Origin of the sequence: Bacillus sp. FSL L8-0199, from assembly GCF_038005705.1 — a bacterium.
In the GTDB taxonomy this organism is placed as follows: Bacteria; Bacillota; Bacilli; order Bacillales; family Bacillaceae_G; genus Bacillus_A; species Bacillus_A cereus.
This window is the reverse complement of the sequence record NZ_JBBOTS010000001.1, coordinates 4,981,782-5,003,130: the sequence shown is the minus strand read 5'-3', so window position 1 is coordinate 5,003,130 and position 21,349 is coordinate 4,981,782. Positions and strand designations below refer to the sequence as shown.

Here is a 21,349-nt window from a genome sequence, read left to right as displayed (position 1 = left end):
GAACGGGACAGCTTTTATTGTAAAAAGTCAGTATATTTAGATAAATTTAAAGGGTATATAATTTTTTTGACGAATAAATAAGTTAGAGAAAATTACGGATAAAAAATAGCCCGAACCATGCAGGGCATGATTCGGGCTTATATTCAGATTAGTAAGCTAAGCTGAATAGACCTTTAATGTGTGATAAGTAACGAACGTTACTTGCTTCTTTCATTAATGATGCTGGTAAGCCTTTAAGTGGAGTATTGCTTGCTCCAATTGTAGCAACCGCATCTTTACGTCCTAGACTAGCAAGTGTTCCAGAGTTTACAGGTGCGAACTCTTCTAATGCTTTGCCTTCTAGTGCTGCGTATAAGTTGTATCCAATTAACTCACCCATTTGCCAAGCGATTTGTGCAGTTGGTGGGTATGGACGTCCGTCTGGAGCGAAGACAACTGCGCTGTCTCCAGCAACGAATACGTCTTTGTGAGAAGTAGATTGTAGGTATGCATCAACTGTTGCACGTCCACGGTTAACTTCAAGACCTGATTCACCGATTAATGGATTACCTTGTACGCCGCCTGTCCAAACGAATGTGTTAGCAACAAGTTTTTGACCATCTTTTAAGTCGATTTCATTGCCAGCAACGTTTGTTACAGGAAGACCAGTTAAGAATGTAACACCGCGTGCTTCTAGGCTAGTAGTTGCACGTTCGATTAAGTGGTCTGGTAATACTGGAAGGATTTTTGGACCTGCTTCAACAAGAAGAAGTTTCACTTCTTTTGGATTTACGCCGTGGCTTTTTGCAAGTTTAGGCATAATGTCAGCAAGCTCACCAACTAGCTCAACGCCAGTTAATCCGCCACCACCGATTACGATTGTAGCATCAGCTTCGTTTTTCGTTTTCGCGTATTCACGAATACGGTCTTCAACGTGTTTGTAGATTTTGTTTGCATCAGCAGCAGATTTTAATACCATGCTGTTTTCTTCTAGTCCTGGAATACCGAAGTAAGCAGTTTTACTTCCTAAAGCAACTACAAGTGCATCGTAAGATAAAGTAGTGCCACCAGCTAGTTTGATTTCTTTGCTATCAACTGAGAATGACTCAACTGTTGCGATTTTAAGATCGATGTCTTTCCCTTTGAAAAGCTTTGTAAGTGGCATTGCAACTGCTTGCTCAGACACGTTACCAGCTGCAAGGCGGTGTAGTTCAGTGATGATTTGGTGTGTTGGGTATTGGTTAATCACTGTAACTTGTGCTTCTGATTTGCTGTAATATTTACGTACGTTTAAAGCGGCAAGAAGACCGCCATAACCAGCGCCTAAGATGACAATTTGTTTTGACATAGTATGATATCCCCCGTCTTTACTAATTGTTGTTATAAGTTAAATTATTTATTGTTACGTTCTGCACTAATTTGAAGATATGCGTTCACAAAGCGGAACATTTTTTGTGCTTGTGGATCTTTTAATAATTTTAAAAGACCGAATAGGCCGATAACTTCGTTGCTTTCTTCAGCACGATCTTTCGCTTCGATTGCAGTTGCAGCCATGCTTTTCACTGTATCTTTTACAGGTTCTACAAGCTCTGTAATTGCACCAACAGTGTCGCTTTTTAATACTTCATCAGTAGCAACAGTTTGAGCGAAGTCATAAGATTTAGTTAAAATGTTAACAAGCTCAGTTAATTTTGGAAGCTGTTCTACTAGTGTTGTTAATGATTCTTGTACCTCAGGTTTTAACAACTGATCAAGTACATCAAGTTGTCCTTGGCTAGCAGAAATTTGTACAGTTTCTTGTTCTGGCTTTGTTTGAGTCATAGTTTCTGGCATCTCCAATTCTCCTTTACGATAGCAATACTCTTATTTTTTATAAGTAAGATAGTAAACGTTTACGAAACTTTATACAAAGTTTCACAAAACACAATAAAATGCCTTTAAATTTACGACAGCAAGTAAGCTGCAAACATAAATCTAAAACCATAACGTCTTACTTATTATTTATGAACTGTCCGATACATGGCTTGTCCGCATAATGGAAAAGCTCCGTTACCGGAAAGTGTATATAATATATATCCTATATTATATACTATATACACCTATGTTAACATAAAAATGATTCCTAATTATTTGATATTGAGTGTATAACGTAGTGCTGACAAGGTATGAAAGCGTATAAAATATTTTGTTCCAGTTAGAAATGTATATACATATAAAGAAAAAAAGGAAAAAATGAACAAATTCATGTTCGTTTTTTCCTTTTTCCTATTATTCACCTTCTACAATTAGCATCGATGTGTTACCGCTTTTTTCAAGATGGCATTCGCCCCAAGTACAAAGAGAATCAAGAATGGACTCTAAAGACCAACCGTATTCTGTAAGTGAATATTCTACTTTTGGTGGTACTTGATTGTATACCTTTCTTTGAATGACCCCATCGTCTTCTAATTCACGTAATTGCTGAGTTAACATTTTTTGTGTAATCCCAGGCATTAAACGTTTTAGTTCACTCGTTCTTTTTGTGCCTTTCGTTAGATGACAAAGGATAACAACCTTCCATTTTCCACCGATAACCTCTAAAGTCGCTTCAACGGGAATATTATATTTCTTCATATAAAAATCTCCTTTGATGAATGTAGATTTAAGTTCTCCAACAAAAGAAGCTAAATAATTAAATGTTACTAAAAAGTGCCTATAGCACTTTAAAGTACGTACTTTTTATCATGTTGAATATGTTCCATAATAGCATACGTAAGAGGAAAATGAGTAGTACGGTACTAAAAAGTGCCTATGTTACTTTTAGGTACCTATCGTACTTTTAAGTGCGTTCTTCAAAAAAAGAGTAAAGCCATTCATAATAGCGTATATCAACAGTAAAGTTATTTTTGTAGAAGATAAAAAGGCCTTTTTATCATACTATTATGATTGGATTTCTCGCATTAAGGAGGAGTTCAATTGAATTCATATACAGTATCTTCTTCGGTTATGCAGACGAATCGGAGAAGTATGTTTGCTTTATTAGCACTAGCAATTAGTGCGTTTGGAATTGGTACAACTGAATTTATTAGTGTCGGCTTATTACCATCTATCTCAGAGGATTTACATGTTTCTGTTACAACAGCGGGGTTAACTGTTTCTTTATATGCATTAGGAGTAGCGTTTGGTGCTCCAGTATTAACGTCATTAACAGCTAGTATGTCGCGAAAGACGTTATTAATGTGGATTATGATTATTTTCATTATTGGTAATGGAATTGCGGCGGTAGCAACAAGTTTTACTGTGTTACTTATTGCGAGGGTTGTATCTGCATTTGCGCATGGTGTTTTTATGTCAATTGGATCTACAATTGCGGCTGCGCTTGTACCTGAGAATAAACGTGCAAGTGCAATAGCATTTATGTTTACTGGTTTAACGGTTGCGACTATTACAGGTGTACCAATTGGAACATTTATCGGTCAACAATTTGGCTGGAGGGCCTCGTTTATTGTTATTGTGGCCATTGGAATCGTTGCTTTAATCGCCAATAGTATGCTAATTCCTTCTAATTTAAAAAAAGGTACGTCTGTATCATTTCGCGATCAATTTAAGCTGATTACGAATGGAAGACTGTTACTTGTATTTATTATTACTGCATTAGGATACGGGGGAACGTTCGTAACATTTACGTATTTATCTCCGTTATTACAAGAAGTAACAGGATTTAAAGCAAGTACCGTTACAATTATTTTGTTAGTATACGGAATTGCAATTGCGATTGGGAATATGGTCGGGGGAAAATTATCAAATCATAATCCGATTCGAGCGTTATTTTACATGTTCTTTATTCAAGCGATTGTATTATTTGTTTTAACATTTACAGCGCCATTTAAAGTCGCTGGATTCATCACAATTATTTTCATGGGACTATTCGCATTTATGAATGTTCCAGGACTACAAGTGTATGTTGTTATATTAGCTGAGAGGTTTGTACCTAGCGCTGTTGATGTAGCATCGGCGATTAACATTGCAGCATTTAACGCAGGAATTGCTCTTGGTGCTTACTTGGGCGGTATTGTAACGAACTCGTTAGGATTAATTCATACGGCTTGGGTAGGTGGAATTATGGTAGTAGGTGCTGTTGTTTTAACTGCGTGGAGTATGACATTAGAAAAAAGAGATCAAGTAAAATAAAAGGAGAGAAAATAAAATGAAAAACTTACAAAGTAAAACAGTATTAAATAATGGTGTAGAAATGCCTTGGTTCGGTTTAGGTGTATTTAAAGTAGAGGATGGACCAGAACTTGTAGAAGCAGTGAAATCGGCGATTAAAGCAGGATACCGCAGCATTGATACAGCTGCAATTTACGGAAATGAAAAAGCTGTAGGTGAAGGCATTCGCGCGGGTATAAAAGAAGCAGGCATTTCTCGTGAAGATTTATTTATTACTTCAAAAGTGTGGAATTCGGATCAAGGATATGAAACGACACTTGCTGCATATGAAGAAAGCTTAAAAAAATTAGAGCTGGATTATTTAGATTTATACCTTGTTCATTGGCCTGTAGAAGGGAAATACAAAGATACGTGGAGAGCGTTAGAAACACTTTATAAAGAAAAACGCGTACGTGCAATTGGGGTAAGTAATTTCCAAATTCATCACTTACAAGATGTAATGAAAGATGCAGAAATTAAACCAATGATTAACCAAGTAGAATACCACCCTCGTTTAACACAAAAAGAATTACAAGCTTTCTGTAAAGAACAAGGTATTCAAATGGAAGCATGGTCACCACTTATGCAAGGTCAATTATTAGATAATGAAAAATTACAAGAAATTGCTGAGAAACACGGTAAAACAACAGCGCAAGTTATTTTACGTTGGGATCTTCAAAATGGAGTAATCACTATTCCAAAATCAACGAAAGAACACCGCATTATTGCAAATGCCGATATATTTAATTTCGAATTAACGAAAGAAGATATGGAAAAAATCGATGCGTTAAATCAAAATCACCGCGTTGGTCCGGATCCTGATAACTTCGATTTCTAAGATTAAAGTAAGAAAGAAGAGTGCGTAAAAGCACTCTTTTTTTGTGCATAAAAATAGTTTCTAAATAAATACTACTTAGTATTAAGTTTGTGATAAGGGGCTGTAAACATGAATATAAAGCAATCGTTCAAGATTTTAGCTATGTTTTTAAGTGTTTTATTTGTGTTATTCCCGCTTCAAAAAGCATTTGCAGAAGTTATGGACCATACAAAGTATGAAATGAATTGGAGTTATAGTAAGTCAAAGAAGAAACCAATTCGAACAGAGCTTATTAAAACGGCAGATGGCAAAATTGCTTTTTGCTTAAATGTAGATTTGAAATCTCCAAGCGGTCAAGATTTACCGGAAATGGGGAAAGTGGATATTAACGTATACCGTGTACTATTGAATGGATATCCACAAAAGAGTCCACAAGAATTAGGTGTTTCTGATTGGAGAGAAGCACATTACGCAACGCAGCTTGCAGTGTGGAATGCGTTAAAACAAATCGATATTAATGATTTAGATTTCCGCAATAAAAATGTAGAGAAAGTAACGAAAGACATCGTTGCAAAAGCAAGCGCTAGTGAAGAGTTACAAGAAATTACGATGAGTGTAACTCCTACAGAAGAACAAGAAGCAGTATTAAAAAATGATTTCTTTGAAACAGGTTTATATACAGTAGAAACAAATGCAAAAAGCGGAACGTATAAAGTGCAAGCAACAGGTGCACCAGCGGGCGTGAAATTTGCAAATGAAAAAGGCGAAACAAAAACAGAATTTAATGTAGGAGACAAGTTCCGCATTTTAATTCCGAAACAAACACCAGCTGGTGGATTTAGCTTTAAAGTATCAGGAAATTTAACGAAATTACAAGGGATTGCGCATAAAGGTACACCGACTATTCAAAATGCAGTAGTATTACTTGAGCGTAGTGAAGAAAAAACAAGTCCAGAGTTAGCGGTAAGTTGGAAAAAGGCTGAGGCTCCAAATAAACCAAATAAGCCATATACTCCAAATGAACCGCATAAACCGAATCAAAAGAGATAATGAAAAAGCATTGGCGTATGCCAATGCTTTTTGTATGTGAGGATAAAAGTTATATTGAAAAAAATAAAATGGATAGAAATAGTGTTTTTAAAGGTTAAATTATATTTAAAAATAATATAAATATAATAAAATCCTGACGTTACGATTAATAGATTAAATTCACAAAATTGTAATATTATTCTTGGGGGGGAGGCTATTAAATGAAGGTAAAAGCGTGTAAAATTCAGTTGGAAAAACTACCTATAGATGGTCATATATGAAGAAAATGTAAGTTTTTATTGCTATTTTTATTTTTAGATGTATAGATGACAATACTGACAAATATCTTTTACTATTCTCTTTTTTATGTAGCAAGAGAACTCATCACAAATAGAGAGAAGTGAGGAGGGCATATTACATAAAAATTTTACAATGTAAGAAAGCGAATGCATGGAGAGAAATGCGGTAGTAATATATACAGGTGCGCGAGGTGTTAGTCCATTCATCAAATGTTTTTATAGAAATAATAGGATTACTTATTAGGTGAATATATAGGATAGTTTATCTAAATAAAGGAACAGGGGACACAGATTATGTCGAAGAAAAAGACAAGTAGGGTATTAGTAGCTAGTGTTTGTTTAGCTACGTTATTGACGCCATATGGACTTGAATTACCTAAGGTGTATGCAGAGATGACGATTGAAGATAAGGAGAAACAGCAAGAAGAGCGAGTGTATCAATTGCTGCCAAAAGGTGATGTAGAAGGGATGCGTGAGTTGCATCAGCGTCGAATGAGTTTTTCTCCTTATGAACCAACTGGCATTTATGTAAAGCCAGGTGAAGAAGTAGTTATTCAAGTAGAAGGGACTCAACAGATTAAAGCTTATATTGGTACATATTCTTATGAAAAAGAAGAACCTAAACAATTCAACTTAAATTCTGGTGAGAATAAAATTTCTTCTCCAAATGGGGGGCTATTATACTTTTATAATTATCACAACACAGGAGAAGTAGTGGCTAAAGTGAAAAAAGGTGGTACATCAAATCCTTTATTTATTTTAGGAAAGCATACGACAAAAGATTGGAAGCGTATGTTGGCAGAGAATCCTGATCCATATGCAATAGAAATGAAGGGAGAAAATAGTTTATTAACTATGCATCCTGAAACTGTGGCGGAACATTTGAAGCAAGAAGATCCAGCTGAGTTATTAAAGAAGCACGATGAAATAATTAATATAGAACATAAGATATCAGGTTTATCAAAAGATGGTGCGGGTGTTGCGAATCAAGGTAAACATTCCATTCATTTTGTTGAAGACTGGTATACAGACGATTATATGTATGCGACTTATTATCGAACAGCTTATAGTAAAGGCAATTTAGAGTCAGTACTAAATCTAGAAGAGTTAACTAATGATGGATGGGGGCCTTGGCATGAAGTTGGACATCAACATCAACAAGACACTTGGTTATGGGATGGACTTGGAGAAGTAACCGTTAATATTTATTCTTTGGCAGTTCAAACTACATTCGGGCATAAAACAAGGTTAGAGCAAGAGGGGCGCTATGAAGCTGCATTTGCTTATTTAGGTAAACCGGATGCACAAGAAAAGATGGATGTATTTGAGAAATTAGTTATGTTTTGGCAGTTACATTTAGCTTATGGGGATCAATTCTATCCGAATTTACATCAAATGTATCGTTTGTTACATGACACAGAACTGCCTAAATCTGATGAAGAGAAAAAGCAGATGTTTATTTATATGACGTCAAAAGTGGCAGGACAAAATTTAATTCCTTTCTTTGATAAATGGGGATTATTTGCAAATGATGCTACGAGAGAAAAGATTGAAAAATTAAATTTACCAAAATTAGAAAAAGAAATATGGTTATCTACAGATAGCAATCCAATTCGTGAAAAACAAACTGAGTTATATGAAGTTCCATATGGCGAGCCAAATAATGAAAAAATACAAAATGTAGTAATCGGTACTACACATGATGAGAAAAAAGCAAAGGAACTTGTACAGAATTTAGGAGAAGGTGTAAAGACAACAGGTGTGATTATGCAAGATAAGCCTGAAGTTGGAGAAAAAACTGTAAAAGTAGAAATTGTAGATAGAAAAGGGAATAAGAATTTTATTCCAGTTGTAGTGAATGTTGGATATGGGGATAGCCTACTTGTATATGGATTGAACTATACTAGGGAGGGAGATTTGAAGTCAACCGTAACTCTACATCATGGTACAAAAAAATTTAGTGCAACAGATACAAAAAATTTAATTCATGATTACTTTAAAGATGAAAAGTATTTTGAGTTCACACTGTACGATAAAGAAGGAAGAGAGAAGAAAAATGTAGCGGTAAAAGGCTTGGAAAATACAGAAGTTCTTGCCAAGGAATTAAATGGGTTAGCATTTGAATATGGAGATGTGGTGAAAGTATACCATGCAGAGTCTTCACGTTTACATTGGTATCAAAAAGGTTTATATGTGGGAGAAGGAAAAAATAAAGAAATAAAAGAATTATTCTTCAAAATTACTGAAAATGGATTTGAGAGATTAAAATCATTGCAAGAAGTAACAGCAAAGCCACAAACAGTAGTAGTCGGAACAGAAGCAGAAAAGCTAGAAGCGAAAAACTTTGTTGAAGTGAAAGACGGAGAAGTAATTGGCTTTGTAGAAAAGCCAACTACAATGAAAATCGGAAAACAAACAGCCAAAGTAGAAACGAAAGATCGTTTTGGAAATAAGCAAGTAACAGAAGTACCATTAGAAGTGGTTTATGGAGATAGCATTGCATATGCAGGATATGGCAATGATATTGCTTCAATTGTAACTTTAAAGCACGAAGAGAAGAGATTCCATGCAACTGATATGGATAGCGAAATTCATGAGTATTTTAATAAAGAGCTATACATGGGGATCACGTTATACGATGGAGAAGGAAAAGAGAAAAAACATGTAACAGCAGAGGGACAAGAAACATCAGAGAGCTTTGCGAAGCAAGTGAATGGTATGCAGTTCGAGTATGGAGATGTAGTGAAAGTATTCCACGCAGAACCGATTCGTTTGAAATGGTATCAAAATAATACACTTACTGGTCAAGGTGAGAAAAAAGGGGCAAAAGAACTATTCTTCAAAGTAACAGAAAAAGGCTTTGAGAGAATGGATATGTTGCAAGAAGTAAAAGCAGTGCCACAAAAAGTAGTAATTGGAACTGATAGCGAACAGTTAGACGCGAAAAATTTTGTTGAAGTAAAAGATGGAGAGGTAGTTGGATTTGTAGAGAAACCAACTACATCAAAAATCGGTGAACAAAAAGTAAAAGTAGAAACGAAAGATATGTTTGGAAATAAGCAAGTGACAGAAGTTCCTCTAACAGTAACGTATGGAGATAGTCTTGTATACCAAGGGCTGGGTGATGATATTCGTTCTATTGTAACGTTCAATCATGAAGATAAGAAGCTACATGTAACGCATACAAATGAACAAATTCATAGTTACTTTAAAAATGAATTATATATGGGAATTACCCTATATGATCAAAATGGAACGGAGAAAAAACATGTAACAGCAGAAGGACAAGAAACTTCAAAGAATTTTGCTGAGCAAGTAAACGGAACTTCCTTCCAATATGGAGATGTAGTGAAAGTGTATCATGCGGAATCAGATCGTTTGAATTGGTATAAAAATAGTGAGTTAGTTGGAAAAGGAGATAAGAAAAAGTTTAAAGAAATTTCCTTTAAGATTACTCCAAATGGTTTAGAGCAAGTGCAATAATAAAAAAAGCTCGTAAAACATTATGTTTTACGAGCTTTTTTATTATTCAGCTTCAGAAACAACTGTGAAGCGTTCGTTTACATGTTTTGGATTTTCGATTTCATCAAGTGCTGCAACTGCGAAGTCTTCGTAACTTACGTAGCTATCACCTTTTGCGTTAACAAGAAGGTTGTCTTTGCCAGCTTTGTAAGAACCAGTGCGTTTTCCTAATGCGAATAGTGCAGAAGGGCTGATGAATGTCCAAGTGATATCATTTGTTTGCTTTAAGATTTCTAAGTTTTTACCTTGGTTTTGAGCTGTTGCAAGGTATTCGCTCGGGAAACCTGGTGTATCAAATACACGTGTTGTTTTTTCTTCGTCTACAAATAAGCTTCCAGCGCCGCCAACTACAAGTAATTTTGTGTTAGGGGCACCTTTCATAGCTTCAATTAGTACGTTTCCTGCATCTACGTGAAGGTGTTCTTCGCCTGCTGGAGCACCGAATGCATTTACAACGACATCGAATGCTTGCAAGTCGTTAGATGTAAGAGAGAATACATCTTTCTCTAAAACTTTTACGTTTTCTTCTGTAATTTTTGCAGCGTTTCTTACGATTGCAGTTACTTCATGTCCGCGATCTAATGCTTCTCTTAAAATACGACTTCCTGCTTTACCAGTTGCTCCGATGATTCCGATTTTCATAATAAATTCCTCCAAAGTGTTTTGTTAAAGTGTATATCTGAAAGTAAATGAATACGTTGTAATTAGGTTTGTTACAACCTGATGTAATCATTATAGTTACAGGTTGGTGTTTTTGTCAATAGGGTTGTTTGTGAATTTATTTTTTGTCTTAGTATGCACAGTTAGAGGGAGGGTAGTCATAAAGGTATTATTACTGCGATCCTGTCTAATATTTGGAAATTGCAAATTGTCGAAAAATGTTGATTTTTGAATGTTTTTTAAATATAATTCGTTTTATGGAGAAAAGGAGGGGTTAATTGTATGAATATTTTGGAACAATTCGTTTCGTCAACGAATACAATTCTTTGGTCATATATTCTTATTGCAATGTTAATTGGTTTAGGTCTTTATTTTTCTATTAAATTGAAATTCGTACAAATTACTCATTTAGGGGAAATGATTCGTTTAATGAGTGATGGGTTAACTGGAAAGACGCGTAAAAAAGGCAGTGTATCTTCTTTCCAAGCATTTTGTATGAGTTCTGCAGCTCGTATTGGTATCGGTAACTTAGCTGGTGTAGCGTTAGCTATTTCTATGGGAGGACCTGGAGCAGTATTTTGGATGTGGGTGATTGCGATTATCGGGGCTTCTTCAAGTTTCGTCGAAAGTACGCTTGCACAAATTTATAAAATAAAAGATGGCAGTGGATTCCGTGGTGGTCCTGCTTATTATATGGAAAAAGGTTTAAATAAACGTTGGATGGGGATTTGGTTCTCTATTCTGATTACAATTAGTTACGGTTTAATTTTCAACTCAGTACAAGCAAATACAGTTACATTAGCGTTTAAAAATGCATTTGGTATTGAGCGTTACGTTGTTGGGATTGTATTAGCAGTATTAGTTGCGGTTATTATTTTTGGTGGTGTAAAAAGTATCGCGCGTATGTCGGAAATGATTGTTCCACCAATGGCAATTCTTTATATTGCGGTAGCGATTTTTGTTGTTATTAAAAACTTCTATTTACTACCAGATGTGTTTACAGAAATCTTTAAAGGTGCATTCGGTTTAGATTCAGCTGTAGGCGGTGGTATCGGTGCTGCGATGAAATATGGTATTCAGCGCGGATTATTTGCGAATGAAGCAGGTATGGGTAGTGCACCAAACGCGGCAGCGACGGCTGATGTAACGCATCCAGCTAAACAAGGTTTTATTCAAACAATTGGTGTTTTAGTAGATACATTCTTAGTATGTACATCAACAGCATTTATCGTACTATGTTCTGGTGCATATAAAGCAACGAACTTAGAAGGTATTGAATTAACACAAAATGCATTAAGTTCACAAATTGGCCCGTGGGCAAGTAGCTTCTTAGCGATTATTATTTTCTTATTTGCTTTCAGTTCGCTTCTAGGAAACTACTATTATGGTGAAACGAATATTGAATTTATTAAGCAAAGCAAAACGTGGTTAACAATTTACCGTATTGCGGTAGTTGGAATGGTATTATTCGGTTCCGTAGCAACGCTTCAAGTTGTATGGAATATGGCAGACTTATTTATGGGTCTAATGGTAATAACGAACTTAATTGCGATTACACTTCTTGGCCGATTTGCGTACGCGGCATTAACAGACTATGTAAGGCAAAAGAAACAAGGGAAAGATCCAGTCTTCAGTGCAGATTCTATTCCTGGTTTAACGAATACAGAGTGCTGGGATAAGCCAGTGGTAACAGATAAAGAAAAAGCAGTGTAATTGAAAAGGCGAGCATCGAGGTAAATTTGATGCTCGCCTTTTTTGTTGTAGTAAATGATGAAAAGGGTGAGGGGTAATTATTAATATAACTTTTTGTTTGTTCCTCTCGTTATTTGTGGGGAACGTACTGTTTTAAAAGTATGGCTGGTCGAAGAGGATAAGAGATTGAGTATTGGATAAATGCATGTAATAGCTATATTTTTATGAAAAAAACACGTATGTTAAGATAGTTAACGCAATCATGTCATAAAACCTAACATAAAGTTCTTGATTACTAAAAGTTTTTAGAATATAATTTTCTTATTGTTAGGAAGAGGGGGCAATGCAAATATGGATTTTTTAGCTAGGGTAATTGGGGATGTAAATAATATCCTTTGGTCATATGTCATTATTGCGATGTTAATTGGGTTAGGGCTCTATTTTTCATTTCGTGTGAAATTTGTCCAAGTTCGTTACTTCGGTGAAATGATTCGATTGCTTGGGGATGGGGCAAGTTCGAAAACGAGGAAAGCGCAAAAGGAGAAGAGCGGTGTATCATCGTTCCAGGCTTTTTGTATGAGTACAGCTTCTCGTGTAGGTACTGGTAACTTAGCTGGTGTAGCTATCGCAATCTCAGCAGGTGGACCAGGAGCAGTATTTTGGATGTGGTTAATCGCAGTAATTGGGGGTGCTTCTGCATTTGTAGAGAGCACATTAGCGCAAATTTATAAAGTGAAAGATGGGAATGCATTCCGTGGGGGCCCAGCGTATTATATGGAAAAGGGTTTAAATAAACGCTGGTTAGGTGTTGTGTTCTCTGTTCTAATAACAGTAAGTTTCGGATTGATTTTTAATGCTGTACAGTCTAATACTGTAGCAGCAGCTTTTGATGGGGCATTCAAAACAGATAGTAGGTTAGTAGGTCTTGTTATGGCTGGTTTACTTGCAGTTATTATTTTCGGCGGAGTAAAACGAATTGCTCGCGCGGTTGAAATGATTGTTCCAGTAATGGCAATTATTTATGTAGCAGTGGCATTATTCGTTGTTGTGACAAACATTACGGCAATTCCGTATGTATTTAAAGAGATTTTCTTACATGCTTTCGGAATTAAAGAAGTAGTAGGTGGGGGACTAGGAGCCGCGATTTTACTAGGGGTAAAACGCGGATTATTCTCAAATGAAGCAGGTATGGGTAGTGCGCCGAATGCAGCTGCGACTGCAAACGTAACCCATCCAGTTAAACAAGGTTTCATTCAAACTTTAGGGGTATTTACAGATACATTATTAATTTGTAGTTGTACAGCATTTATTATTCTTTTATCAGATGTGCATAATGCAGCTGATTTAAATGGAATTCAATTAACGCAGCAGGCGTTAAGTCAACATATCGGTCCATGGGCTTCTATATTTGTAGCAGTTGCAATCTTCTTGTTTGCATTTAGTTCATTAGTAGGTAACTACTACTATGGTGAAACAAATATTGAATTCTTAAATGGAAGTAAAGTGCTATTAACAGCGTACCGCATTGCTGTACTTGGTATGGTTATGTTAGGATCTGTAGCGACAATTCAAATCGTTTGGGATGTAGCAGATTTATTCATGGGTATTATGGCTGTTATTAACTTAGTGGCGATTGTATTCCTCTCTAAGTATGCTTTTGCGGCATTATCAGATTACGTAAAGCAAAAGAAACAAGGGAAAGATCCGGTATTCTATGCGGATTCTATTCCAGGTTTGAAAAATACAGAGTGCTGGGATAAGTCAGCAGTAGCTGATAAAGAAAAAGCAGTATAATGAGGTGAGCATCAAGTGAAACTTGATGCTCATTTTTTGTTTTATCCAGTTGTTTATAGATGGTAAAAGACGAACATTTATGAGCATTTCATAATTAAATGTAATTTTTTAAAGAAAAGTGCGGATATGAGTTGTGATTTATGTTAGAATGGAAAATGCCTTTGAAACAAAGAGTTTTTATGACATTTCCTATCCAATCGAAGGTTACGGAGGAGAAATGGAAAGTTCGGATTATTTCTTGTTTTGAATAGTCAGACGTTCAACGTTAATGAAGAGTTAAATGGAGGATTTTATTAATGAAGTTTGTTATGTTCCTTGTAGGATTACTCGTTGTGTTTGTACTCGGTTTTCTTATAAGTGCCGATCGAAAGAAGATTAAGTATAAACCAATCGCAATTATGCTTATTATTCAGCTAGCATTATCTTATTTCTTATTAAATACGCAAGTTGGTTATATTTTAGTAAAAGGAATTTCAGATGGATTTGGCGCACTTCTTGGATATGCGGAAGCTGGAATCGTTTTCGTATTTGGTGGTCTTGTTAATAAAGGAGAGGTTTCATTCTTCTTAACAGCGCTATTACCAATCGTATTCTTTGCGGTTTTAATCGGAATTCTGCAACACTTTAAAATTTTACCGATATTTATTCGTGCTATTGGTACGTTGTTAAGTAAAGTAAATGGTCTAGGAAAACTAGAATCATATAATGCAGTAGCAGCTGCCATTGTTGGACAAGCAGAAGTATTTATTACAGTAAAAGATCAATTAAGTAAAATCCCAAAACATCGTTTATATACATTATGTGCATCTTCTATGTCGACAGTGTCGATGTCAATCGTTGGTTCTTATATGAAAATGATCGAACCGAAATATGTAGTAACAGCACTTGTATTAAATTTATTTAGTGGTTTCATTATCATTCATATTATTAACCCGTACGATATTACAGAAGAAGAAGATACACTGAAATTAGAAAATAAGAAAAAACAATCATTCTTTGAAATGCTAAGCGAGTACATTATGCTTGGTTTCACGATTGCGATTACAGTAGCAGCTATGTTACTTGGTTTCGTAGCATTAATTACAGCAATTAATAGCTTGTTTGATTCAATGTTCGGTATTACATTCCAAGCTATTTTAGGATATATTTTCTCACCATTAGCATTCGTAATGGGTATCCCTCAAGCTGAGATGGTAACAGCGGGACAAATTATGGCAACAAAATTAGTATCAAACGAGTTTGTTGCGATGCTTAATCTTGGAAAAGTAGCTGGTGATTTATCGGCTCGTACAGTTGGTATCCTTTCTGTATTCCTTGTATCATTTGCGAACTTCTCATCTATCGGAATTATCGCAGGTGCAACGAAAGGTATCGATGAAAATCAATCAAATGTTGTATCATCATTCGGTCTACGCCTTGTATACGGTGCGACATTAGTAAGTATTCTATCAGCGATTATCGTTGGTGTTATGTTATAAAGTGAAACTTTAATCAGTGGGGTGGCTTTATCCCACGATCATTATTAGCCCTCAACAATCGGGGTGAAAAAGGATGGTCCTAGCTCATAGCTAGGGCTATTTTTATGGTAAATTTGCATGAAAAAACCAATTAATTAGGAATATATTAACATATAAAAATCTTTTAAAATTTATATTGCATTTCGTCTAGATAACGCTTACAATTTGATTTGTAGGTGGTATCAATTTCAGACTTTCAATTATGGTAGGAGAGAAGAAGCTACCTTTTATAAATTGCAATTTATGTAAACGCTTACTGATTTTAGATGACAGTTGAATAGTTTTAGGGGTTTAAAATTTTTTTAACAACAATGGTCAGACGTCATTCGTTATACGTTATACGACCAATAACTCGTGGGAGAAGTGGAGGATTCACATATGAAGTTCGTAATGTTTCTAGTCGGTTTACTTGTAGTGTTTGTACTAGGTTTCCTTATCAGTTCAGATCGTAAGAAAATTAAATATAAACCAATTGCACTTATGCTTGTCATTCAATTGGTACTTGCGTATTTCTTACTAAATACAAAGGTCGGATTCGTATTAGTAAAAGGGATCGCAGATGGATTTGGCGCTATTTTAAAATTTGCGGAAGCTGGGGTTAATTTCGTATTTGGTGGTCTAGCAAACGATGGACAAGCACCATTCTTCTTAACAGTATTATTACCGATTATTTTCTTAGCAGTATTAATCGGGATTCTGCAACATATTAAAGTTTTACCGATTATCATTCGTGCAGTCGGTTTCCTATTAAGTAAAGTTAACGGTTTAGGAAAACTAGAATCATATAATGCGGTAGCAGCTGCAATCGTTGGTCAAGGGGAAGTATTCATTACAGTAAAAGATCAACTAAGCAAATTACCGAAAAATCGTTTATACACACTTTGTGCATCTTCAATGTCTACAGTATCGATGTCAATCGTCGGTTCTTATATGAAAATGATTGATCCAAAATATGTAGTAACAGCACTTGTATTAAACTTATTCAGTGGATTCATTATCGTTCATATCATTAATCCATATGAAGTAAAAGAAGAAGACGATATTTTAGAATTACAAGAAGACAAGAAACAAACATTCTTTGAAATGTTAGGCGAATATATTATGCTTGGTTTCTCAATCGCTGTAACAGTAGCGGCGATGTTAATCGGTTTCGTAGCATTAATTACAGCAATTAACGGTGTATTCGATTCAATTTTCGGAATCACATTCCAAAGCATTTTAGGATATATCTTCTCACCATTAGCATTCGTAATGGGTATTCCAACATCAGAGATGCTACAAGCAGGACAAATTATGGCAACAAAATTAGTAACGAACGAATTCGTTGCAATGCTTGACCTTGGTAAAGTAGCTGGTGATTTATCAGCTCGTACAGTAGGTATTTTATCTATCTTCCTTGTATCATTTGCGAACTTCTCATCTATCGGAATTATCGCAGGTGCAACGAAGAGTATCGATGGCAAACAAGCAAACGTTGTATCATCATTCGGTTTAAAACTTGTATACGGTGCAACGTTAGTAAGTATATTATCAGCGATTATCGTTGGGGTTATGCTTTAATAAATTAAGAAAAGCAATGAGCGTAGGCTCATTGCTTTTTTTGTTTAACTTGCTTTATCCAAGTCTCTTTTAAAACGTGGTTTCTCTAAATAAGTTCCCAGTCTCCACACATATTCCACTGGCCCCATCCGGTATTTTTGGAGCCAATAGGTGCTAACGAATAATTGAATCGTATAAATTCCGATGGTTAAAAGAATACCGAAGAAATAGCCAATTTTCCCGTATAAGCCAAATCCATATGCGTAAAAAATGGTTGTTACGATAATAGATTGTGCTAAGTAATTACTAACGGACATTTTCCCTATGTTCGCCATGTATGTTAGTAGACGGGTTGCTTTTTTGTAATGGAATAATAAAATGATTGTGCTTCCGTAAAAGAAGGTCATAGTTACTGGTGTAAGGCCATCTTGTAACATAATTAAAAGCGGGTGCTTTACAAACATAGCTAAGATTTTAATTGTAAAAGAGAAGAGACCGGTGGCAAACCATATTTTTTTGACAGCATGTATATGTTTATTGACCTCAAATAGCCAGCCTTTTTTCCCTACATACATTCCGAATAGGAACAGTGGACACATAAAAATTATTGCGAAAACTGATATGAAAAATAATCCGAATGCACCGTCAATTCCCATGTAATCAAAAGGATTTTCAGTCAATCTAAAGTTGACGTGATCCATATAGCTTCCAGTTTGATGGACTTTATGTTCTTTTTCAGTATAAGGTGCAAAATCATCTATATTTGTAGATGGATCAGTTTGATAAGACATAAGTGTAATAAGTGCGAGTAGAATAATCGCCCAAATGAGCAAAGTTTTCGGTTTTCGATTGATGAACATCATTAAGAAAATCCCGATTATTCCGTATGCAAATAAAATATCGCCCTCCCAAACAAAAGTGCCGTGAATGTAGCCTAGTAGTAAAAGAATGATAATACGTCTTATGTATGTGGGGAAGAATTTTTTTCCTTTTGCGATAATACTTTTTTGTAACAAAATAATGCTAAGCCCAAATAGAAAAGAAAATAGGGATATAAAGTTATGTGTACCGAAGAATTGAATAAACCAATTAGCGCCTTTATCAAGATCGCCGAATAGATAAGTTGGTTTTTCACTGGTGAAGAACCCGAATTGAATTAATGTCATATTGACTAGTAAAATGCCAAACAAAGCGAAACCACGAATTGCATCAACAGCTTCTACACGTTGATTCATTTTTCCTCTCCTCGTATATTCGTTTTTATATTGAAAATAATACCATTTTATAGCTGGCACTATGTCAAATATGAGGAAATTTAAGGTGATTTTAAGATAGAGAGCAAACAAAAAAATCACCTTAATACATGTATTAAGGTGATTGAAATATTATTCAGCTGGAGGCGTAAATGTACGTTTCTCTAATTCAGCATCTAGCATAAACAGTGCGTTTGAATCGCTTGTAATACGTTTTAATTTTTGAATGATGCTATCGAATGAAGCTTCTTCTTCAACTTGTTCGTCAACGAACCATTTTAAGAATGTAATTGTTGCATGTTCACGCTCGTCCCAAGCGATATCAGATAAGTTATAAATACGTTTCGTTACTTCACGCTCGTGCTCAAGTGCGACTTCAAAAGCGTTTAATACAGATTCGTATTCGTTATTTGGATTATCAAATCCAGTAATAATAGCGCGCTCTCCGCGGTCATTAATATAGTTGTAAAGCTTCATTGCGTGGAAACGTTCTTCTTCAGCTTGTACAAGGAAAAAGTTAGCGAATCCATCATAGCTCTCAGATGTACAGTAAGCAGCCATTGCCATATAAGCATGGGCAGAGTAAAATTCAAAGTTCATTTGTTCATTTAATGCGTCGTGCAATTTTTTTGATAACATAAAATCCCCCTTAGTATTGTGACAAGAATATTATACCATAATTGATAATATTCTCATTTAGATACTTCGAACCTTTTCGAAAGCTTTGTGACGTGTGCGTCCATAATGTCTTGTAAGTCTAAATCATATTTTTGCGAAAGAATAATAAGGTTAGATAGTACATCGCCAAGTTCTTCTTTTAGTTCTTGTTTTAGCTCTTCTTCTGTTTTCGCATCTTCATCAGGGCGATCGCGGCCAATTTCAATAGCACGAACGACTCGTGAAACTTCCCCAACTTCCTCGGTTAAGAAATTTAAGCGAATAAAGGCATTATACTGTGACCAGCTTCGTTTTTCGTAAAATTCCTCAACCCATCTTTGAAATGCAACGATATCCATTTCTTCCTCATCTCCTCAATATGTTGTACAATGTTCATTGTATCATAACAATATATAGTTTCGGGGTGTAGGGATGAGAAAGATTTGTGTGTTTGCAGGTTCTAATTTAGGGGAGAGACCAGAATTTAAAGAGCAGGCAATTCAGTTAGGTAAAATGTTTGTTGAGAACGACTATGAGCTCGTATACGGTGGTTCATGTGTCGGATTAATGGGAGAAGTAGCAAACGAAGTTCTTCGTTTAGGTGGACGTGTAACAGGTGTTATGCCACGCGGTCTATTCCGAGGAGAAATTGTGCATACAGGATTAACAGAATTAATTGAAGTAGAGACGATGCATGAACGTAAAGCGAAAATGGCAGAGCTTGCAGATGCTTTTATTGCGCTTCCAGGCGGATACGGAACGTTTGAAGAACTATTTGAAGTTGTATGTTGGTCACAAATTGGTATACATAATAAGCCGGTTGGTTTATTAAACATAAAAGGTTTTTACGGACCAATTTTGCAAATGGTTGAACGTGCAGCGGAAGAAGGATTTATGAATCCATCAAATAAAGAATTGATCGTTTCAGCAGAGACAGCAGATAAACTAATTCATGCAATCCAAAATTATGAACGTCCTGTTTTGGGAACGAAGTGGAAGCAACTATCATAGCAAATACGGAAACACATGTCGTTTTAATTTAAGACGGCATGTGTTTTTAATTTGGTTAAATATGTTAATGTTTAGATGTAATGTTTTTGGAAAAGGAGAAAGAGATGGAGGAGTTTGTGTATTTAAGACCGGTTTTTAAAAGTATTTTAGCAGCGTCTATTCTTGTTATGCTAATTGTTTTGAGACAGAAGAAAGAGTTGATTAATGAATTTTCGCTTTGGTTTATCTCGGTATTGTGTATCGGTGTTTCCGCGATAACGTTGTTTATGTCCGGATTCATCGTTGATGAGTATAATCTAGGTGGAGGTCCACAATCGTTTTGTATGTTTATTGCGATTGGTTGTATTAGTGGTCTGAATTTCATTATTTATTACAGAAGGCAATAAAAAGAGGCATTCCGTATTACTTTGGAATGCCTTTATTATTTTGATTGCTTTGTTTTTTATACAGGTACCAGCCACCCCAGCCGCCACCAATTGCTACGACAACGAGGAAAGCATAGTCCTTAACCTCGACACGTATATTGAAAATATTAGCTATAAGTAAGAGAATCCCAACTGTTATTAACGCAAAAAATGCTCTAATTAAGTAGTCTTTCAACTGAACCACTCCCGTCATTTAAGTAGTAAATGATGAATTTGGAAAAGCAAAAGGGTGTTTCCTATATTTTAACATAGATGAGATTGTAATATATTGATAAAAGTAGGGGAGAGGGGTGTGTTAATATTGTCGTGATTTGTCGATAAGTCGATATAATTGAAAAATCGCTGATATATTGGAGGGAATCGCCGATATAATTGAAAAATCGCTGATATATTGGAGGGAATCGCCGATATAATTGAAAAATCGCTGATATATTGGAGGGAATCGCCGATATAATTGAAAAATCGCTGATATATTGGAGGGAATCGCCGATATAATTGAAAAATCGCTGATATATTGGAGGGAATCGCCGATATAATTGAAAAATCGCTGATATATTGGGGAGAATCGCCGATATGTTGGAAAAATCGCTGATATAAATTTCATGTACCAGCATGCGCGATCAATCTATAGAAAAAAGCGACTCTGAACGAGCCGCTTCCGCTTTAAATGATATCCAGCTCCGGTAGCTAGAATGTTCGGTGGCTTCGCTTTTTCCTGCGAGGCAAAGAGCGCCTCTACGTCAAAAGCTCCATCCCCCTCACATTCTGAGCAAGCTACCTCCGCTTTTAAGTGATATCCAGCTCCAGCGGCTAGAACAGTCGGTTGTTTCACTCCTTCATTCGAGGCAAAAAGCGCCTCGTAATCAGGAGTTCCAACACCCTCCTGTTCTGAACGAGCCGCTTCCGCTTTAAAGTAATATCCAGCTCCAGCGGCTAGAACAGTCGGTTGTTTCACTCCTTCATTCGA

General features: G+C 35.8%; 19 protein-coding genes. 10 read left to right on the top strand and 9 right to left on the bottom strand.

What is annotated here, in order from left to right; translation table 11 throughout:
• Positions 1 to 148 precede the first annotated feature (148 nt).
• The 3 genes from NST86_RS25935 to NST86_RS25925 all read right to left on the bottom strand — a co-directional run bounded on the left by NST86_RS25935 (position 149) and on the right by NST86_RS25925 (position 2,592).
• Positions 149 to 1,327, bottom strand: coding sequence for an NAD(P)/FAD-dependent oxidoreductase (locus NST86_RS25935; protein WP_000043203.1), 1,179 nt, complete (start codon positions 1,325 to 1,327; stop codon positions 149 to 151).
• Positions 1,328 to 1,371: 44 nt separating this feature from the next.
• On the bottom strand, positions 1,372 to 1,812 hold the full coding sequence (locus NST86_RS25930) for a DUF1641 domain-containing protein (protein WP_001115311.1): 441 nt from the start codon (positions 1,810 to 1,812) through the stop codon (positions 1,372 to 1,374).
• A 435-nt stretch (positions 1,813 to 2,247) separates the two neighbouring features.
• A complete protein-coding gene (locus tag NST86_RS25925; RefSeq protein ID WP_000760475.1) occupies positions 2,248 to 2,592 on the bottom strand; it encodes a winged helix-turn-helix transcriptional regulator in 345 nt (114 codons plus the stop codon).
• Positions 2,593 to 2,964: 372 nt separating this feature from the next.
• Here NST86_RS25925 and NST86_RS25920 point away from each other — a divergent pair, with 372 nt between their 5' ends.
• The 4 genes from NST86_RS25920 to NST86_RS25905 all read left to right on the top strand — a co-directional run bounded on the left by NST86_RS25920 (position 2,965) and on the right by NST86_RS25905 (position 9,795).
• Positions 2,965 to 4,149, top strand: a complete 1,185-nt coding sequence (locus NST86_RS25920) for an MFS transporter (protein ID WP_162840098.1) — start codon at positions 2,965 to 2,967, stop codon at positions 4,147 to 4,149.
• A gap of 16 nt (positions 4,150 to 4,165) precedes the next feature.
• Positions 4,166 to 5,005: an aldo/keto reductase gene (locus tag NST86_RS25915; RefSeq protein ID WP_000793548.1), complete on the top strand. Its 840-nt coding sequence runs from the start codon at positions 4,166 to 4,168 to the stop codon at positions 5,003 to 5,005.
• Positions 5,006 to 5,113: 108 nt separating this feature from the next.
• Positions 5,114 to 6,034, top strand: a complete 921-nt coding sequence (locus NST86_RS25910; protein WP_001022513.1) for a thioester domain-containing protein — start codon at positions 5,114 to 5,116, stop codon at positions 6,032 to 6,034.
• Between the two features lie 572 nt (positions 6,035 to 6,606).
• Positions 6,607 to 9,795, top strand: a complete 3,189-nt coding sequence (locus NST86_RS25905) for a putative mucin/carbohydrate-binding domain-containing protein (protein ID WP_061664388.1) — start codon at positions 6,607 to 6,609, stop codon at positions 9,793 to 9,795.
• Positions 9,796 to 9,837: 42 nt separating this feature from the next.
• Here NST86_RS25905 and NST86_RS25900 read toward each other — a convergent pair whose 3' ends face one another.
• Complete coding sequence (locus NST86_RS25900) at positions 9,838 to 10,476, bottom strand: NAD(P)-dependent oxidoreductase (protein ID WP_061664387.1); 639 nt, start codon at positions 10,474 to 10,476, stop codon at positions 9,838 to 9,840.
• 300 nt (positions 10,477 to 10,776) lie between these two features.
• On the opposite strand from NST86_RS25900, the gene NST86_RS25895 reads away from it, so the two are divergent.
• The 4 genes from NST86_RS25895 to NST86_RS25880 all read left to right on the top strand — a co-directional run bounded on the left by NST86_RS25895 (position 10,777) and on the right by NST86_RS25880 (position 17,057).
• Positions 10,777 to 12,207 carry an alanine/glycine:cation symporter family protein gene (locus NST86_RS25895; RefSeq protein ID WP_001022939.1) on the top strand — a complete coding sequence of 477 codons (1,431 nt, stop codon included), beginning with the start codon at positions 10,777 to 10,779 and terminating at the stop codon, positions 12,205 to 12,207.
• A 330-nt stretch (positions 12,208 to 12,537) separates the two neighbouring features.
• Complete coding sequence (locus NST86_RS25890; protein ID WP_000346415.1) at positions 12,538 to 13,980, top strand: alanine/glycine:cation symporter family protein; 1,443 nt, start codon at positions 12,538 to 12,540, stop codon at positions 13,978 to 13,980.
• Positions 13,981 to 14,276: 296 nt separating this feature from the next.
• Positions 14,277 to 15,458, top strand: a complete 1,182-nt coding sequence (locus tag NST86_RS25885) for a NupC/NupG family nucleoside CNT transporter (protein ID WP_061664386.1) — start codon at positions 14,277 to 14,279, stop codon at positions 15,456 to 15,458.
• A gap of 417 nt (positions 15,459 to 15,875) precedes the next feature.
• Complete coding sequence (locus NST86_RS25880) at positions 15,876 to 17,057, top strand: NupC/NupG family nucleoside CNT transporter (protein ID WP_000673874.1); 1,182 nt, start codon at positions 15,876 to 15,878, stop codon at positions 17,055 to 17,057.
• A 44-nt stretch (positions 17,058 to 17,101) separates the two neighbouring features.
• Here the strand turns inward: NST86_RS25880 and NST86_RS25875 are convergent, their stop codons facing one another.
• The 3 genes from NST86_RS25875 to NST86_RS25865 all read right to left on the bottom strand — a co-directional run bounded on the left by NST86_RS25875 (position 17,102) and on the right by NST86_RS25865 (position 19,305).
• A complete protein-coding gene (locus NST86_RS25875) occupies positions 17,102 to 18,271 on the bottom strand; it encodes a DUF418 domain-containing protein (RefSeq protein ID WP_061664385.1) in 1,170 nt (389 codons plus the stop codon).
• Positions 18,272 to 18,421: 150 nt separating this feature from the next.
• Positions 18,422 to 18,928, bottom strand: a complete 507-nt coding sequence (locus tag NST86_RS25870; protein ID WP_000949406.1) for a ferritin — start codon at positions 18,926 to 18,928, stop codon at positions 18,422 to 18,424.
• A gap of 53 nt (positions 18,929 to 18,981) precedes the next feature.
• A complete protein-coding gene (locus tag NST86_RS25865; protein WP_000355749.1) occupies positions 18,982 to 19,305 on the bottom strand; it encodes a MazG nucleotide pyrophosphohydrolase domain-containing protein in 324 nt (107 codons plus the stop codon).
• A 73-nt stretch (positions 19,306 to 19,378) separates the two neighbouring features.
• Between NST86_RS25865 and NST86_RS25860 the strand changes: the two genes are divergently transcribed.
• Positions 19,379 to 19,957, top strand: coding sequence for an LOG family protein (locus NST86_RS25860; RefSeq protein WP_001225751.1), 579 nt, complete (start codon positions 19,379 to 19,381; stop codon positions 19,955 to 19,957).
• A 104-nt stretch (positions 19,958 to 20,061) separates the two neighbouring features.
• Positions 20,062 to 20,343 carry a hypothetical protein gene (locus NST86_RS25855; protein ID WP_061664384.1) on the top strand — a complete coding sequence of 94 codons (282 nt, stop codon included), beginning with the start codon at positions 20,062 to 20,064 and terminating at the stop codon, positions 20,341 to 20,343.
• Positions 20,344 to 20,359: 16 nt separating this feature from the next.
• Here the strand turns inward: NST86_RS25855 and NST86_RS25850 are convergent, their stop codons facing one another.
• Positions 20,360 to 20,557: a hypothetical protein gene (locus NST86_RS25850; protein WP_000656313.1), complete on the bottom strand. Its 198-nt coding sequence runs from the start codon at positions 20,555 to 20,557 to the stop codon at positions 20,360 to 20,362.
• Between the two features lie 450 nt (positions 20,558 to 21,007).
• Positions 21,008 to 21,337 carry a hypothetical protein gene (locus NST86_RS25845; RefSeq protein ID WP_144575722.1) on the bottom strand — a complete coding sequence of 110 codons (330 nt, stop codon included), beginning with the start codon at positions 21,335 to 21,337 and terminating at the stop codon, positions 21,008 to 21,010.
• Positions 21,338 to 21,349: the final 12 nt, after the last annotated feature.